The sequence below is a fragment of the uncultured Nonlabens sp. genome (assembly GCF_947495285.1).
GTDB lineage: Bacteria > Bacteroidota > Bacteroidia > Flavobacteriales > Flavobacteriaceae > Nonlabens.
In genome coordinates this window covers 16620-31175 of sequence record NZ_CANLXZ010000013.1, presented here as the reverse complement: position 1 = coordinate 31175, position 14556 = coordinate 16620, and the positions used below count along the sequence as shown (strand labels likewise).

Below are 14556 nucleotides of genomic sequence, written 5' to 3'. Positions count from 1 at the left end.
ATTTTAAAACTTTATTTTATTAGTATCCCAATTGCCCGATGTGTTACACCACAACTGTCCCTCTTTAATCTCTAGTGGTGCCTTTATATTATTAGTATAAAGCGACCCTGTACCTAGACCTTGTGGCATTTTATTACCTAGCGTGTACGTGAATTGTGCAATTGCATTAAGACCTATATTAGACTCAAGTGCGCTTGTGATCCACCAGTCTATATTTCTTTCGGTAGCGAGATTTATCCATTCTCTACTACTTTGAAAACCACCTACCAGAGCAGGTTTCAAGATAATATATTGCGGTTTAATAACATCTAGACAGGCTATCTTTTCTTCTATACTATAAAGACCTATTAATTCTTCATCTAGAGCAATATCTAGCGGCGTCTGTTCACACAGCCGTGCCATATCATCCCATTGACCTTGTTTAATAGGTTGCTCTATACTGTGTACATCGTACTTTGCAATTTCTTCTAGTTTACCCAATGCATTTTGAGGTGTAAAAGCTCCATTTGCATCAACTCTTATGGTGATCTCGCTTTCGCGAAAGCGAGAACGAATCAATTTCAATAGACTCATTTCTGACTCAAAATCGATAGCGCCTATCTTCATTTTAATACAGTCAAAACCTGCAGCTAGTTTTTCTTCTAGCTGTTGCATCATAAAATCCTGATTTCCCATCCATACGAGTCCGTTAATAGAAATCGCATCTTGCCCTTCTGTAAACATAGTTGGAAACAATGTAAAAGGATCGCTAGATTGCAAGGACCTCATCGCCGTTTCATAACCGAATAAAATAGAAGGCCATTTTTTTAATGCCTCCATCATCTCTACCGGTGATAAATTAATATGATCACAAGTCCATTGCAGTTGCTTTTTAAATTCTGGTCTGTCGTCTATAGAAAGACCAGCAAACATATTCACCTCTCCTACACCTTGTTTATTACCATTATCAATGATAAGAAACCAAGTGTTTTTGGTTTTTAAAATACCACGAGATGTTCCTGCTGGTTGCTTAAATTCTAAAACGTATTTCTGGAAATGTGCTTTCATGAAGTAAAAATAGAGAATAGAACCATTAAGGTAGGTATAAGTATGAAAACTTTACTAACTCCGAGAAATTTCCAGCAGATCCCAGATAAATTTGGAACTGACTATTTCTTTAAATCAACTAGGCTCAAGCCAAATTTTCTGGGATGGTCAGAGTGAATAAACTACATGAGACAGCGCACAAATCAACCTGTCTACTGCTCACTGAGACTATAAACTATTTCTTCTTAACCGTCCACTCAAATTGGAATTCACTCACCTGTACACCGTCTTCATTTACACCTTGAGAGGTCATCCATACCGTCTGTCCTTCTCCAGTTGCGACCGTTTTCTCTATCGCCTCTTTAATCCCAAGTCCATCATTACATTTAAATGTAATACGGCCCGTAGCTTTTTTAGTAAAAGTCGCTTTATTATTTGCAACTAGCATGGAGACACGAGCATCGCTTTTTTGAATATAAGACATAACCAGCGCGCCTGTAGAAAGCTCTGCAGCCATGGCTTGTACAGCAAAATACATACTTTTAAATGGATTCTGATTGAACCATTTATGCTTTACGGTAACCGTACAGTTCTCTGGATCTATTTCTTTACACCTCACACCACTCCACCAGCAACTAGGTAATTTAAAAAATGTAAAGGCATTAATTTTTTGGGCCGTGATCATAAGAATGTTTTTCTATAATATCTGGAAATTTAATAATTAAATCGCTTTTACAGGTTAAAAACCGCCTTCTATTTACATTTTTTTATATGCGATGAATAAGAAATCACTTCCATTAACCTAAATACCTCAAGAACAAAAACAAATTTTAAAAAATAAATTAAGATTAATAAAACTCTTATAAGCCTTGTGATCATTACGCTTTCGCGAAAGCGGAACTTTAAAAATCAATAGCGTATAAAAAATTATATGGTACTTTGTATTACATATTACTATCTTTTAACCATATATTTGCATAAGAAAATAATAGGCTATGGAATCAACGAACTCAAACAACCACCATAATATTGCTACTGGAATACATTTATTGACATTCGGTAAATGGCTTTTTCCCTTAGGTAATTTTATTCTACCCATTCTTTTATGGATGATAAATTCTAAGAAATCTGATTTTATCGATAGACATGGTAAACAGGCCATTAACTTTCAAATGAGTATTACACTTTATACTATCGTACTGGCTTTTATAGGTGGCGGTATTATAATAGGATCTATGATTTCTGGCGGCCCTAGTTTATGGGAAGCAATGGATCGTGGTCATGATTTTCCGTTTTGGGGTGAAATGGGAATTTTTAGTACTGTAATAGCTAGCGGTTTTATATGTGGTAGTTTACTAGTAATACTAGCAGTAATAGATCTAGTATGTACAATTAAAGCTGCTATAAAAGCGCATGATGGTCATGATTACAATTATCCTTTAACGATTAACTTCATACCTCATCATACTGAGGTAGAAGTACCTAATAATAACTAATATGAAGATAGAAAACACAAAAGCGCAAATGCGTAAAGGCGTACTAGAGTACTGCATTCTATCCATCTTAAAAGAAGATGACGCCTACGTGGCTGAGATTCTGGGAACTTTAAAAGATGCTAAAATGCTGGTGGTAGAAGGAACTATTTATCCATTACTCACGAGACTTAAAAATGCTGGATTGCTTAATTATCGTTGGGAAGAAAGCACCAGTGGACCACCACGTAAGTATTACGGACTTACTGAAACTGGTAAAATTTTCCTTACAGAACTGACCACAACATGGGACGATCTTAAAAATGCAGTTAACCTAGTAACCCTACCTAAAAATAAAAAATCATGAACAAGACCATCAATATAAACCTAGCTGGGCTGTTCTTCCATATAGACGAAGATGCCTATCAAAGACTGCAACGTTATGTAGCTGCGGTGCGTAAATCATTTGCCGGTACTAGCGGCGCAGACGAAATAATGAGCGATATAGAATCGCGCATTGCCGAGCTTTTTCTAGAAAAAAGAGCTAACGAACAACAAGTAATATCCATAAATCACGTAGAAGAAGTGATTAACATCATGGGACAACCTGAAGACTATGAGGTTGATGAAGAGATATTTGAAGAACAAACCTCTCGCAAAAATTACAGACATAGCGGTAAAAACAAACAACTTTTTAGAGATACACAAAACGGTTATGTAGGTGGTGTGTCTGGAGGTATGGGATATTACCTAGGTATAGATGCGGTATGGTTAAGAGTTGCATGGGTTTTACTGGTATTCTTTAGTGTGGGATGGGCGATACCTATCTATATATTACTATGGATTCTTGTACCAGATGCGGTGACTACTAACCAGCGTCTAACCATGATGGGAAAGGAAGTAAACATCTCTAATATAGAAGAAAATTTTAAGCAGGGTTTTGAGCCCGTGGTCGATGGGCAGACTGACGCCGACCACCGTATCGTAGGTCAAAAAGGTAAACGAGGTTCTATTAGATTCTTCGGTTTTTTAGGGAGTTTAATTAAAGGCTTTTTTAAAGCTCTAGTTAAAATTATAGGGCTTATAGTTTTCTTAAGTGCTACTTCTGCCCTTATAGGACTTGTTGTTTCTTTAATTACAGCTAGTTTTATCGATGTAGATGGACAGAATTTAATGCACTTCTTTGATGTGGTGATACCACATCACCAGGCTTCATGGATTTTATTAACGGCTATTATTTTTGCTGTCGGTATTCCTTTACTAGTGCTTGCTATTTTAGGTCTTAAGTTATTAGTTAATAATTTAAAATCTATAGGTATGCCTGCAAAAATTATTCTTGTGGTACTGTGGATTATTTCAATAATTGTACTTAGTATTTCTGTTGCAAGAATAGCTGCGACACAAGCCTATGACGGTAATGTTATAGAGGTTCAAGAATTTTCTATTAATAAAGAGAAGGTATTTGAATTGCAGTTATTAAAAGATGGTAATCTAGGAGACCAGACTTATGTAACTAGCAATGGTTTAAAAGTTGTTGATTTTAATGGAGAAAAAGCCATTAGAAAAAATAATGTTTATATAGCATTTGCCACGAGTAGAGATAGTCTAGCACGAGTGAGTGTTAATTTTAAGGCCAAGGGAGACTCTTTTGACACCGCAAAATTAAATGCAGAATCACTGGTCTATGATTATGAGATTACAGACTCTTCTTTTACGGCTCCTAATTATGTGATTGTTCCTAAAGGTTCGGGCGTGTTCGGTCAACGAGTGAATGTAACCATCTATTTACCTAAAGGAACTAAAGTCAAGTTTAATAATAGCTTTAAAAACCGTTATGATTCCTGGATGAGTGACGAAGCTTTGAGAATAGAAAAACGCTATGACGGTTCTTATGAGTATGAGATAAGTGATGGAAAAACAATATGTCTAGAATGTCCTAAAAATGGTAAATTTAAATCTAGATACAATAACTCCTCTGAAAACGACGCTCTAGATGCTAATAGAAGTATCGACTCTACAACTACAACAGATGGGAAATGGAAATATGAAGATGACGATGTAGAAAACGAAGACAAAGTTACAGTGACTACCTCACTAGATATAGGCGGTGTAACTGTAAAGACCACAGATACTTATTAGATTATAATTTTCAGTTGACGTTCTACCCTTGTGATTGAGATGTAGAACTCTTAGCCGCTCCAATTCATGTTGGAGCGGTTTTTGTTTTACCTTTGCCAAATAAATTAATAGAATGAAAAAATTACTACTATTTGTGTTTGCATTAAGTACTACTATCATGAGTGCTCAAGATCTTATTAAGGTAAAAGGAAATCGTGAGGTTACTACCGAGATAAGTCCTATCGATCCCTTTGAGACATTAGAAATTAATGGTGATTATGAAATAGAAATTATTCCTGGAGCATCTCCACAAATAGAGATCACTACAGACTCTAACCTGCACCAGTTTCTCACAGCTAGTGTTATAGATGATAAACTAGTGGTTACCACCACCGCAAAAATACGTTCTAAAAAAGAGATGAAATTTAGAATTATTTACGGTCCAGAATTAAATGAGATTACTGTTACTGATGACGCACAACTGTCTTCTGTAACCACCCTTCTTTTTGAAGATCTAAAATTGAACATAGAAAAAGATGCTGAGGTTTATTTAACGGCAAAAATTGAAAGATTAACACTTAATGCAGAACGTAGTACAAAGGCAGAATTAAACCTAACTGGTAAAAAAGCTGTTATGAATCTAGACAATAACACGTCTGTAAAGGCGCTAATCAAATATGACGACCTAGAGCTAAACATGAAAGATCGAGCAGATGCTACTATAGAAGGTGATATTAAAACTGGCTACTTACAACTTAAAAATAAAAGTGATTTTAAAGGGAAAAATTTAATCTTCAATAAATTAGATCTAAACATAACTAATAACGCAGACGCTGTTATTAATGTAAAAAACCAACTAATTCTTGAGTCTAGTGGAGATGCTAATGTAGAATTGCACAACTCTCCTAAAATTGATTTAAATAAATTTGCTGGTAAATCTGTTCTCAGTAGAGGATAGACATTCTTTTTAAAATTAAAAATCCCCATGGAAACCTTAGTTTCCATGGGGATTTTTTTTTCTTTACTGTGAGATCATTTACTCTACATAATAATCACCAGCTTTAACCTCATCTACCACTCCTACCTCTGCAAGGTAACGCTCTGCATCTAGTGCCGCCATACATCCTGTACCAGCAGCTGTAATAGCTTGTCTGTATATTTTATCTTGTACATCTCCAGATGCAAATACACCAGGTAAATTAGTCTTTGTAGAACCTGGTACCGTTTTTAAATAACCATCTTCACCCATATCTAGCTGTCCTTTAAAGATATCTGTATTAGGTTTGTGACCTATGGCGATAAAAATTCCAGTGATAGCTATTTCATGCTTTTCTTGAGTTTCATTATTTACAATACGTAAACCTTCTACTACTGTATCACCTAGAACCTCATCCACTTCAGAATTATAAAGTACGTTAATATTATCTAAGCTATTTACCCTATGTTGCATAGCTTTAGACGCTCGCATGTGATCTTTACGCACTAGCATGGTAACACTTTTACAAATATTTGCAAGGTAAGAAGCCTCCTCTGCAGCCGTATCACCAGCACCTACTATCGCTACATCTTGATTTCTATAAAAGAACCCATCACAAACCGCGCATGCACTTACACCACCACCACGCAATCGTTGTTCACTCTCTAGACCTAAATATTTTGCCGTTGCACCAGTAGAAATAATTACCGTATTTGCTTCTATTTTAGTCTTACCATCTACAACAGCGGTGTGAATACCACCTTCTTCTGTAGCAAAATTTACCTCTGTAATCATACCGATGCGTACTTGTGTGCCAAAACGCTCTGCTTGTTTCTGTAAATCGACCATCATAGCTGGACCATCTATTCCTTCTGGATAACCAGGGAAGTTATCTACCTCAGTAGTTGTAGTAAGCTGTCCTCCAGGCTCCATACCTGTATAAACTACCGGTTTCATATCTGCACGGGCAGCATATATAGCTGCAGTATATCCTGCAGGACCTGAACCTATGATTAAACATTTTATTCTTTCTATCTTCTCTGACATAATTGTAAACTTTGAATTACAAATGTAATAGGATGGAGTCTCAATACCTTGGTTTTATTATCACTATTTATTATCCATTTATTAAGGTTTTCCATGATTGCAGCTTTTTAAATTCTACTGATAAATTGAAGAATTAGGTAGTACCTTTGACCTATGCCACAAATATACCTCAACCCTATTACCAAAGAAAAAGCTACCCTACTCAAAACTAGCTCGCAAACTAATGGTGCTTGTACTCTTATAGAAGTAGAATTACAACCTGGTGGCGGTAATCCTATTCATTTTCACGAGCAATTTACAGAAGATTTTTATCCGATAAAAGGTACTTTGGGTGTGCATTATTTAGGCAAAGAAATTTTTTTAAAACCTAATCAAAACTTTAAAGTTCCATTACTACATGCTCACCGATTTTACAACCCTACTAATGAAGTTATTGTATTTAGAGCTCGATTAGAACCTGGACAGCCCAATTTTGAAAATTTTATGGCAGTTCTTTTTGGACTAGTCAGAGATGGTAAAACATTTGGAAATAAACAGGTGCCTTACAATCCTTTTCATGCTATACTACTACTATACTGGGGTGATACTCAATTAGATATTTTTTTATTTAGATGGATAAAACCGTTGTTGTCTGTTATGGTTACGCTTTCGCGAAAGCTAGGTTATGAAAAACATCTACTCAAAAAATATAAAACGGTTTAAAATCCAGTTTGCAACTCGTTTCACAAAATCGTAACATTACAGTTCATCAATTACCCTTATGGAAAGTCAAAATATAAATCAAGAAGACGAAAAAATCATTGAAAACAGAGAGCTTAGTATTTGGGAAGCTTTAATTCCTGTAATTGCTCTAGTCGCAATGCTAGCGGTTAATGTATACATATTTGGTGATGATTCTTTAAGTGGTTCTAACCAGTTTGTACTTCTACTAGGCGCTACCGTTGCTGGTATAGTAGGTTATTTTAATAAAGTGACTTATAAATCTATGGTAGAAGAAGTAGCACAAAATCTTAAATCTACTACAGGAGCGATTTTAATTTTATTAATGGTAGGTGCGCTAGCTGGAACCTGGTTATTAAGCGGTATTATCCCTACGATGATTTACTACGGTCTTGACATCTTAAATCCTTCTATATTTCTCGCAGCCTGCGTCATTATTTGTGCCGTCATCTCTGTTGCTACAGGAAGTAGCTGGACGACTAGTGCTACAGTAGGTATTGCGTTAATAGGTATTGCTGGTGCACTAGATATAAGCGCAGGTATGACAGCTGGTGCGGTTTTGAGTGGTTCTTATTTTGGTGATAAACTCAGTCCATTAAGCGACACGACTAACCTGGCTCCTGCCATGGCTGGCACCGACCTTTTTACACACATTAAATACATGACTATCACTACAGTACCTACTATTATTATTACACTTTTAGTTTTTATAATTATAGGTTTTAGTATAGACACAACAGGTGTAGCAGATGTTTCTCAATATCAAACAGCCATAGACGCTACTTTCAACACCAGTCCTATTCTTTTTGCTGTACCAGTAGTTGTTATTGCTATGATTGTTAAAAAAGTATCTCCTTTAATTGCTTTATTAATAGGTACTTTATTAGCCGGAGTGTTTGCTTTAATATTTCAACCAGAATTAGTACATACTATATCTGGACTAGAAAAATATGATGCCAGTGCTATGTATAAAGGTGTTATGAATGCCATTACGGTAAAAACAGTAGTAATACCAGTTACTGATAACCCAGAGATTGCAGAGAAGCTTGCTGGACTTTTTGAAGGAAAAGGAATGGAATCTATGCTAGGGACCATATGGTTGATAATCTGCGCCATGGTATTCGGTGGTATTATGGACGCAATAGGCGCTCTATCGCGTATAAGTCGTGCATTACTTAACTTATTTGATTCTGTATTCGGTCTTTTTGCCAGTACGGTTGTGAGCTGTCTTGCTATTAATGTAACGGCAAGCGATCAATACCTAGCACTCGTAGTACCTGGTAAAATGTATGCAAAAGCTTATAAAGAAAAAGGACTTGCTCCAGAAAATTTATCTAGAACACTAGAAGATTCTGGTACAGTAACTAGCGCATTAATACCATGGAATACCTGTGGTGCATATCAAAGTACCACGCTAGGTGTAGATGTAAAAGATTATTTTATTTATGCTATTTTCAACTGGTTATCTCCTTTTATGACTTTAATATTTGCCGCTTTCAGAATAAAAATAAGACAGCTTGCAGCGCCTAAACCTACCATGAGTACACTAGGTGAAGAGCCGTCAGAGTTTTAAATGTGGTTCTTTTATGATCGCCATAGTATAATTCAATGCAAAATAAACGAAAATGAAAACATTACTTTTTGCTATAAGCCTATTCACTGTATTAGTTACTAGCGCACAAAATAGATTTGATAAAGTAGAAATTAAAACACATGAAGTAACAGACCATGTATATATGCTAGAAGGAGCTGGTGGTAACATCTTAATTCAGGTTCTAGAAGAAGAAGTGGTCATGATAGACTCTCAATTTGCACCATTAAGTGACAAATTAATGACTGCCATTAAAAAAATTACAGAAAAACCTGTCACCTTTCTTATCAATACGCACCACCATGGTGACCATACCGGTGGAAATGAAAATTTCAATTCAGATCAGGTAACTGTTATTGCACACGAAAATGTCCTGAAGAGACTACAAGCTAGCGATAAAAACGAAGGCTTTTTACCAGAAAAAACCATTGAAGAAAAATATGAACTAGTGGTAGATGATCATAATAACATGATTATCCATGTTCATAACGCACATACAGACGGTGATAGCTTTGTCTATTTATTAAATAACAATGTAGTACATATGGGCGATATAATGTTTAACGGTAATTATCCATTCATCGATCTTAAATCTGGTGGTTCTATTACCGGTTATATAGCTGCGCAGAAACAAGTATTAACAACTATAAATAATGACGCTAAGGTAGTGCCTGGTCACGGACCACTAGGTAATTACCATGACGTAGAGAAATCTATTGCTATGCTAGACGATTTAAAAACACAAATTAATGAAGCGATAATATCTGGGAAATCTCGTGAAGAGGTAGAAAAAGACACCACCATTACTCAGAAATATGATAAGGCAGGTTATGGAAATGGTTTTATCAATTCGATAAAGATAAGAACTACCATCTACGATAGTTTATTACTAGAAGCAAACAAAGAATAAAACCTATTTATGAGGGCATTAGTAATTTCTGGTGGTGGTAGTAAGGGTGCTTTTGGCGGTGGCGTGGCTCAGTACCTTAAGGAAAAGTTAGGCTATGAGTATGATTTATACATAGGTACGTCTACAGGTAGTTTATTGATTTCACATCTCGCTCTAGATAAAATAGAAAAGATTAAAGAGATTTATACCAGCGTTAATCAGTCATCTATATTTAATAGAAGACCTTTTTTAGTCAAGAAAGATAAATATGGTCAGGATCAAATAAGTATCAATCACTGGAATGTCTTAAAAAATTTCTATCGAGGATCAAAAACATTTGGTGAGAGTAAAAACCTAAGAAAACTCATCAAGAACACGCTTTCTATAAAGGAGTTTAATGAACTAAAAAAAAGTACCAAAGATGTAGTCGTTACCGTATCTAATATTTCATTAAATGAAACCGAGTATAAATCTATTAACGATTTTGAATACGAAGATTTTCTGGACTGGATATGGATTTCTTGCAATTACATCCCTTTTATGAGTCTAGTTAGAAAAAACGGCTGTGAGTACGCTGACGGTGGTTTTGGTAGTATGGTGCCTATTAAAGAAGCAATAGATCGCGGTGCTACAGAGGTAGATGTAATTATTCTAGAGACTGAAGTGGCTTATTATAATAACTTACCATCTAAAAATGTATTCTCCCTACTCTCTAATCTACATGGTTTTATGATGGACCGCATAGAAAAACAAAACATAACCATAGGTAAATATGTAGCTAATAAAAACGATGCTATTATCAACCTATACTATACTCCTACCGTGTTAACCACAAATTCACTGGTCTTTAAAAAACAAAAGATGAAACAATGGTGGGAAAGCGGTTATCAATATGCAGCGAGTAAAAATGTGGAGTTGAATGAGATAAAACCAGAGGAATAAGAATTAATGATTTGAGGTTTTTTAGTAAAATATTATTATCGAACTATCCAATAAAATTTATAACCAAACAAGATTAAAACCTCTCTAATTCAAAATATAAATTAGAGAAGTTTATGATTTTATCATACCGCAATTACTTTTTCTCTTCACCCACTTCAGCCCATAAATCACCAACGGTAACCATATAAACAAAGGCCAAATAGTTAAAATAATTAGCACAATACCTTTTATAAAACTCCAGCCATAGCCTTAACTGTTAGAAGCCTTATCGCCAACGGTCATGACATAACTCTCTTGTTCTTTTTGGTAAGCCACAGTCTGGTAGAAATCAACCTGCATAGTGCTTAATAAGTTTTTGAAAATTTGTAAAATAATCCATTAATAGAATCATGATTATCTAAAAAATCACATGCTATCACGATAAGTTATCCAAGTTTGTTTGTTTAATAATCAAAATCTATAATGACATTTGTTAATGAGATGGAAATTATTCCGCTTTCGCGAAAGCGGAAACTACATTTGCAACCTAAAAAAACAGACTAATTTTTAAATATTAAATCATGGCTATAGTAGGCAAACAATTTCCAAATCTAGATGTGGATGCAATGAATGAAATGGGAGATACATTCAAATTAAATGTATTTGAAGAGGCTAAAAATAAAGGTAAGAAAGTACTTTTATTTTGGTACCCAAAGGATTTCACATTTGTATGTCCAACAGAATTACACGCTTTTCAAGAAGCGCTAGGTGAATTTGAAAAAAGAAACACTATTGTTATAGGTGCTTCTTGTGATACTCCAGAGGTACACTTTGCATGGTTAAACACTCCTAAAGATAATGGTGGTATAGAAGGTGTTACTTATGACATTCTTGCAGATTCTAACCGTAATCTATCTGGTACTCTAGATATTCTAGATGTAGAGGTAGAATACAATGAAGATATCGATGACAGTGTTCTTGTAGGTGATAACGTTACTTATAGAGCTACTTACCTTATCGATGAAGAAGGTACTGTATTTCATGAAGGTGTTAACCACATGCCTGTAGGTAGAAATGTAAACGAATTCTTAAGAATGATAGACGCATATACTCACGTACAAAAAAATGGTGAAGTATGTCCTGCAAACTGGGAAGAAGGTAAAGATGCTATGGGTGCAAACCGTAACGCTACTGCTGAGTATCTTTCTAAAAACTAAGTAAGAAGTCACTTATTAATGGAGAAAGTAAATCGATCTACTTTCTCCATTCTTTTAAAAATATTATTATGCAAACATTAGATCAAGATAATCTACAGGAAATCATTACGGGAAATGATACTGTAGTCGTACAATATATGGCGTCATGGTGCGGTAACTGCCGTGTAATGAAACCTAAATTTAAAAAACTAGCTGGTGAGAATGAGAATACTGTGTTTATTCTAGCTGATGCTGAAAAGTTTCCTGAATCTCGTAAAATGGCTACCGTAGATAACTTACCTACATTTGCTACTTTTAAAAATGGAGCTTTTGTAAACCAGGTACAGACTAATAAATTTGAGAACCTTAAAGATTTAGTAAATGAAGTTACCAGTAATTAGACACCTGCAAAAAAACAGTACTCCAGAGTCGCTAGAAGCTACTCTAGAAGTATTAGAGAGTTTTTCTGAACATAGATCTGTTACTGAAGATGAAATGGATGTAGTAGGAGAATTAATAACCAACATATGCGGTGCTCTTGAGGTACATAACAATGTTGCTCAAGGAATGAGTGGTATAGAGGCTGCAAATACTTTTGCACAAAAAGTTATGGGTTCTATTGATAAATAAAACCTTTTCTTATTAGTTAAAAAAAGCAGGAATGTATATTGTATATTATTCCTGCTTTTTTTAATTTACACTTTTATTGAAAAGATGTTTTGGCAGGTCGCGTATCGGCTAGTCTCCTATATGTTCCCACTATAATTCCATCATCCTTATAATCTATTTCATCTGTTAACATAAAAGTCCTTCTAGAACCTTTTTGAGCGATTAATAAATCTGCATTTACATCGTTACCTATAATAGTACGCTTATCGACCGAAGAGGATACCACAACAATGGTAGAAAAATTAGTACCTTCTTTAATAGAAAAATAATGTTTATTCGACTTTCCTTTTAGGCTGAAAGAGTCTAACAACCTTCCGAACTGATATAGTTCTAAATTTATTAATGTATCATTTACTTGATGAATAAATACTTGATTCCCTTCAGTGATATCGTGAGTTTTATTAGGATAATGAAAACAGAAATCATTCCATAAACTATTTTCATTATCACCAGGTATTCTATTTTCATAAAGTCCAGTAAGTAAAGACGCAGATAATGGAACTGGTCTAGAGGTAATGTTTTTTGCAAGTTGACTCTTACTGCTACAACTGTAAAGTAAAAGGCATAATATAGGTAGTACAAGAATTTTTTTCATAAGTTAGTTTTAATTTCCATGCTTTATCAAGTATCAGACCATTCTTAATTCTTGAACAACATTATTTTAAAAAAGTAAATAGTTTATATTTGAAAAAAAGACACATCATGAACAAAGTAATTTTTATTTTTCTTACTACTATAATGATAAACGGTTGTGGTAGTTTACAAGAAATAGCAAGTCAAATTCCATCTTCTGGAGGTGGCTTATCTAATCTAGATATAGGCAACGGTCTAAGACAAGCACTTGATCAAGGAATTGATAAAGAAGTGACTAAATTAATGAGTACAAATGGATTTTATAAAAACGATCTTGTCAAGATTCTTTTACCAGAGGAACTTCAAAAAGTAGATAATGGTCTTAGAAAAATAGGGTTAAGTAGTGTTGCTGACGAAGGTCTTAAATTATTAAATCGCGCTGCCGAAGATGCTACAAAAGAGGCTTTACCTATTTTTGTTAACGCTGTTAAGGACATTACTTTTAATGATGCAAAAAATATTCTTTTAGGTGACCAAAGAGCTGCCACTGCATATCTAGAAGGTAGAACACAAGAAGAACTTTACACTAAATTTTCTCCAGTTATTCAAAACAGTCTTGGTAAAGTGGGTGCTACAGATTTATGGAGCAATGCTATTACTAAATATAACACGATTCCTTTTACTAGTAGTGTTAACCCAGATCTAACAGATTATGTTACTCAAAAAGCACTAGAAGGTGTTTTTAAAGTAATTGCTCAAGAAGAAATACAAATACGTGAGAACGTAAGTTCAAGAAGTACAGATCTTTTAGTTAAAGTTTTTGCTTTACAGGATTAATTAATCATTTTTTCACGCAACCTATTTGCGTCTTAAGAGTCTTATAGATGTCCATATGGACATATTTAAGGGGTAAAAGCTATGGATGTTTACATTCCTAGCTTTTTGTTTATAAAATAATTTATTCTCAGACAGACTATAACATCCATCTTTACTATAAAATACAGGTGATTTCTTTAATATTAATTTAACCTAAATCAACTGAATATTAACAGTTTACTAGATAAAAAACTTTAAAACTCTTTTAAATTCGCACTCTATAAAAGTGTGAAAATGAAAAAGGATTTTAATTCTTATGAGAATGATTTAACTGATTTACGTCGGTTAGAAAAAAGGTACAGTTGCTTAATGAAACAAGCATTTGAAGCTGGTATAAATGACAGAAACTACAGCGATCAATTGAATCAAATGGCTTTAAAAATAAAAGAGGAGATTAAATTGTTGCGATCTCATCTAGAAATGCATTAAAATAATTTCCGTTGAAGACAGTAATTTTGTACACAGAAAACATATTTAATTGT

17 protein-coding genes are annotated in these 14556 nt (G+C 34.5%); 13 read left to right on the top strand and 4 right to left on the bottom strand.

The annotated features are described in order from the left end of the window. Positions 1-3 precede the first annotated feature (3 nt). Entirely contained in the window at positions 4-1047 is a 1044-nt protein-coding gene (locus tag Q0838_RS07105) for an o-succinylbenzoate synthase (RefSeq protein WP_298952792.1), read from the bottom strand. A 214-nt stretch (positions 1048-1261) separates the two neighbouring features. Beyond that, positions 1262-1711 carry a DUF4442 domain-containing protein gene (locus tag Q0838_RS07100; RefSeq protein ID WP_298952790.1) on the bottom strand — a complete coding sequence of 150 codons (450 nt, stop codon included), beginning with the start codon at positions 1709-1711 and terminating at the stop codon, positions 1262-1264. 310 nt (positions 1712-2021) lie between these two features. Here Q0838_RS07100 and Q0838_RS07095 point away from each other — a divergent pair, with 310 nt between their 5' ends. The 4 genes from Q0838_RS07095 to Q0838_RS07080 all read left to right on the top strand — a co-directional run bounded on the left by Q0838_RS07095 (position 2022) and on the right by Q0838_RS07080 (position 5574). Further along, entirely contained in the window at positions 2022-2522 is a 501-nt protein-coding gene (locus tag Q0838_RS07095) for a DUF4870 domain-containing protein (protein WP_298952788.1), read from the top strand. A gap of 1 nt (position 2523) precedes the next feature. Next, positions 2524-2865, top strand: a complete 342-nt coding sequence (locus tag Q0838_RS07090; RefSeq protein WP_298952786.1) for a PadR family transcriptional regulator — start codon at positions 2524-2526, stop codon at positions 2863-2865. Continuing rightward, positions 2862-4637: a PspC domain-containing protein gene (locus tag Q0838_RS07085; RefSeq protein ID WP_298952785.1), complete on the top strand. Its 1776-nt coding sequence runs from the start codon at positions 2862-2864 to the stop codon at positions 4635-4637. Before Q0838_RS07090 ends, Q0838_RS07085 begins: the two co-directional genes overlap by 4 nt. Before the next feature lie 112 nt (positions 4638-4749). After that, the gene (locus Q0838_RS07080; protein WP_298952783.1) at positions 4750-5574 is read left to right on the top strand and encodes a DUF2807 domain-containing protein; all 825 of its coding nucleotides are present in this window, start codon (positions 4750-4752) and stop codon (positions 5572-5574) included. A 78-nt stretch (positions 5575-5652) separates the two neighbouring features. Here Q0838_RS07080 and trxB read toward each other — a convergent pair whose 3' ends face one another. Next, positions 5653-6639, bottom strand: a complete 987-nt coding sequence (gene trxB, locus Q0838_RS07075; RefSeq protein ID WP_298952781.1) for a thioredoxin-disulfide reductase — start codon at positions 6637-6639, stop codon at positions 5653-5655. A gap of 153 nt (positions 6640-6792) precedes the next feature. On the opposite strand from trxB, the gene Q0838_RS07070 reads away from it, so the two are divergent. The 7 genes from Q0838_RS07070 (at position 6793) to Q0838_RS07040 (ending at position 12586) form a co-directional block, all read left to right on the top strand. Further along, a complete protein-coding gene (locus tag Q0838_RS07070) occupies positions 6793-7341 on the top strand; it encodes a cupin domain-containing protein (protein WP_298952779.1) in 549 nt (182 codons plus the stop codon). A gap of 58 nt (positions 7342-7399) precedes the next feature. Then, the gene (locus tag Q0838_RS07065) at positions 7400-8932 is read left to right on the top strand and encodes a Na+/H+ antiporter NhaC family protein (RefSeq protein ID WP_298952777.1); all 1533 of its coding nucleotides are present in this window, start codon (positions 7400-7402) and stop codon (positions 8930-8932) included. Positions 8933-8984: 52 nt separating this feature from the next. Then, positions 8985-9860, top strand: coding sequence for an MBL fold metallo-hydrolase (locus tag Q0838_RS07060; protein WP_298952775.1), 876 nt, complete (start codon positions 8985-8987; stop codon positions 9858-9860). A gap of 9 nt (positions 9861-9869) precedes the next feature. Then, positions 9870-10781 carry a patatin-like phospholipase family protein gene (locus tag Q0838_RS07055; RefSeq protein WP_298952773.1) on the top strand — a complete coding sequence of 304 codons (912 nt, stop codon included), beginning with the start codon at positions 9870-9872 and terminating at the stop codon, positions 10779-10781. A 560-nt stretch (positions 10782-11341) separates the two neighbouring features. Then, on the top strand, positions 11342-11977 hold the full coding sequence (locus Q0838_RS07050; protein WP_298952771.1) for a peroxiredoxin: 636 nt from the start codon (positions 11342-11344) through the stop codon (positions 11975-11977). Between the two features lie 65 nt (positions 11978-12042). Further along, positions 12043-12357 carry a thioredoxin family protein gene (locus tag Q0838_RS07045; RefSeq protein WP_298952914.1) on the top strand — a complete coding sequence of 105 codons (315 nt, stop codon included), beginning with the start codon at positions 12043-12045 and terminating at the stop codon, positions 12355-12357. Continuing rightward, positions 12338-12586: a hypothetical protein gene (locus Q0838_RS07040; protein ID WP_298952769.1), complete on the top strand. Its 249-nt coding sequence runs from the start codon at positions 12338-12340 to the stop codon at positions 12584-12586. The genes Q0838_RS07045 and Q0838_RS07040 overlap by 20 nt, the downstream gene beginning before the upstream one ends. A 73-nt stretch (positions 12587-12659) precedes the next feature. Here the strand turns inward: Q0838_RS07040 and Q0838_RS07035 are convergent, their stop codons facing one another. Next, on the bottom strand, positions 12660-13220 hold the full coding sequence (locus Q0838_RS07035; RefSeq protein ID WP_298952767.1) for a hypothetical protein: 561 nt from the start codon (positions 13218-13220) through the stop codon (positions 12660-12662). 107 nt (positions 13221-13327) lie between these two features. On the opposite strand from Q0838_RS07035, the gene Q0838_RS07030 reads away from it, so the two are divergent. Continuing rightward, positions 13328-14035: a DUF4197 domain-containing protein gene (locus tag Q0838_RS07030; protein ID WP_298952765.1), complete on the top strand. Its 708-nt coding sequence runs from the start codon at positions 13328-13330 to the stop codon at positions 14033-14035. A gap of 273 nt (positions 14036-14308) precedes the next feature. Next, the gene (locus tag Q0838_RS07025) at positions 14309-14503 is read left to right on the top strand and encodes a Lacal_2735 family protein (protein WP_298952763.1); all 195 of its coding nucleotides are present in this window, start codon (positions 14309-14311) and stop codon (positions 14501-14503) included. Positions 14504-14556: the final 53 nt, after the last annotated feature.

Bases quoted from the DNA above. Each gene is read 5' to 3' on its own strand.
- Q0838_RS07105 (WP_298952792.1), bottom strand. From the start codon at position 1,047: ATGAAAGCACATTTCCAGAAATACGTTTTAGAATTTAAGCAACCAGCA.
- Q0838_RS07100 (WP_298952790.1), bottom strand. From the start codon at position 1,711: ATGATCACGGCCCAAAAAATTAATGCCTTTACATTTTTTAAATTACCT.
- Q0838_RS07095 (WP_298952788.1), top strand. From the start codon at position 2,022: ATGGAATCAACGAACTCAAACAACCACCATAATATTGCTACTGGAATA.
- Q0838_RS07090 (WP_298952786.1), top strand. From the start codon at position 2,524: ATGAAGATAGAAAACACAAAAGCGCAAATGCGTAAAGGCGTACTAGAG.
- Q0838_RS07085 (WP_298952785.1), top strand. From the start codon at position 2,862: ATGAACAAGACCATCAATATAAACCTAGCTGGGCTGTTCTTCCATATA.
- Q0838_RS07080 (WP_298952783.1), top strand. From the start codon at position 4,750: ATGAAAAAATTACTACTATTTGTGTTTGCATTAAGTACTACTATCATG.
- trxB (WP_298952781.1), bottom strand. From the start codon at position 6,639: ATGTCAGAGAAGATAGAAAGAATAAAATGTTTAATCATAGGTTCAGGT.
- Q0838_RS07070 (WP_298952779.1), top strand. From the start codon at position 6,793: ATGCCACAAATATACCTCAACCCTATTACCAAAGAAAAAGCTACCCTA.
- Q0838_RS07065 (WP_298952777.1), top strand. From the start codon at position 7,400: ATGGAAAGTCAAAATATAAATCAAGAAGACGAAAAAATCATTGAAAAC.
- Q0838_RS07060 (WP_298952775.1), top strand. From the start codon at position 8,985: ATGAAAACATTACTTTTTGCTATAAGCCTATTCACTGTATTAGTTACT.
- Q0838_RS07055 (WP_298952773.1), top strand. From the start codon at position 9,870: ATGAGGGCATTAGTAATTTCTGGTGGTGGTAGTAAGGGTGCTTTTGGC.
- Q0838_RS07050 (WP_298952771.1), top strand. From the start codon at position 11,342: ATGGCTATAGTAGGCAAACAATTTCCAAATCTAGATGTGGATGCAATG.
- Q0838_RS07040 (WP_298952769.1), top strand. From the start codon at position 12,338: ATGAAGTTACCAGTAATTAGACACCTGCAAAAAAACAGTACTCCAGAG.
- Q0838_RS07035 (WP_298952767.1), bottom strand. From the start codon at position 13,220: ATGAAAAAAATTCTTGTACTACCTATATTATGCCTTTTACTTTACAGT.
- Q0838_RS07030 (WP_298952765.1), top strand. From the start codon at position 13,328: ATGAACAAAGTAATTTTTATTTTTCTTACTACTATAATGATAAACGGT.
- Q0838_RS07025 (WP_298952763.1), top strand. From the start codon at position 14,309: ATGAAAAAGGATTTTAATTCTTATGAGAATGATTTAACTGATTTACGT.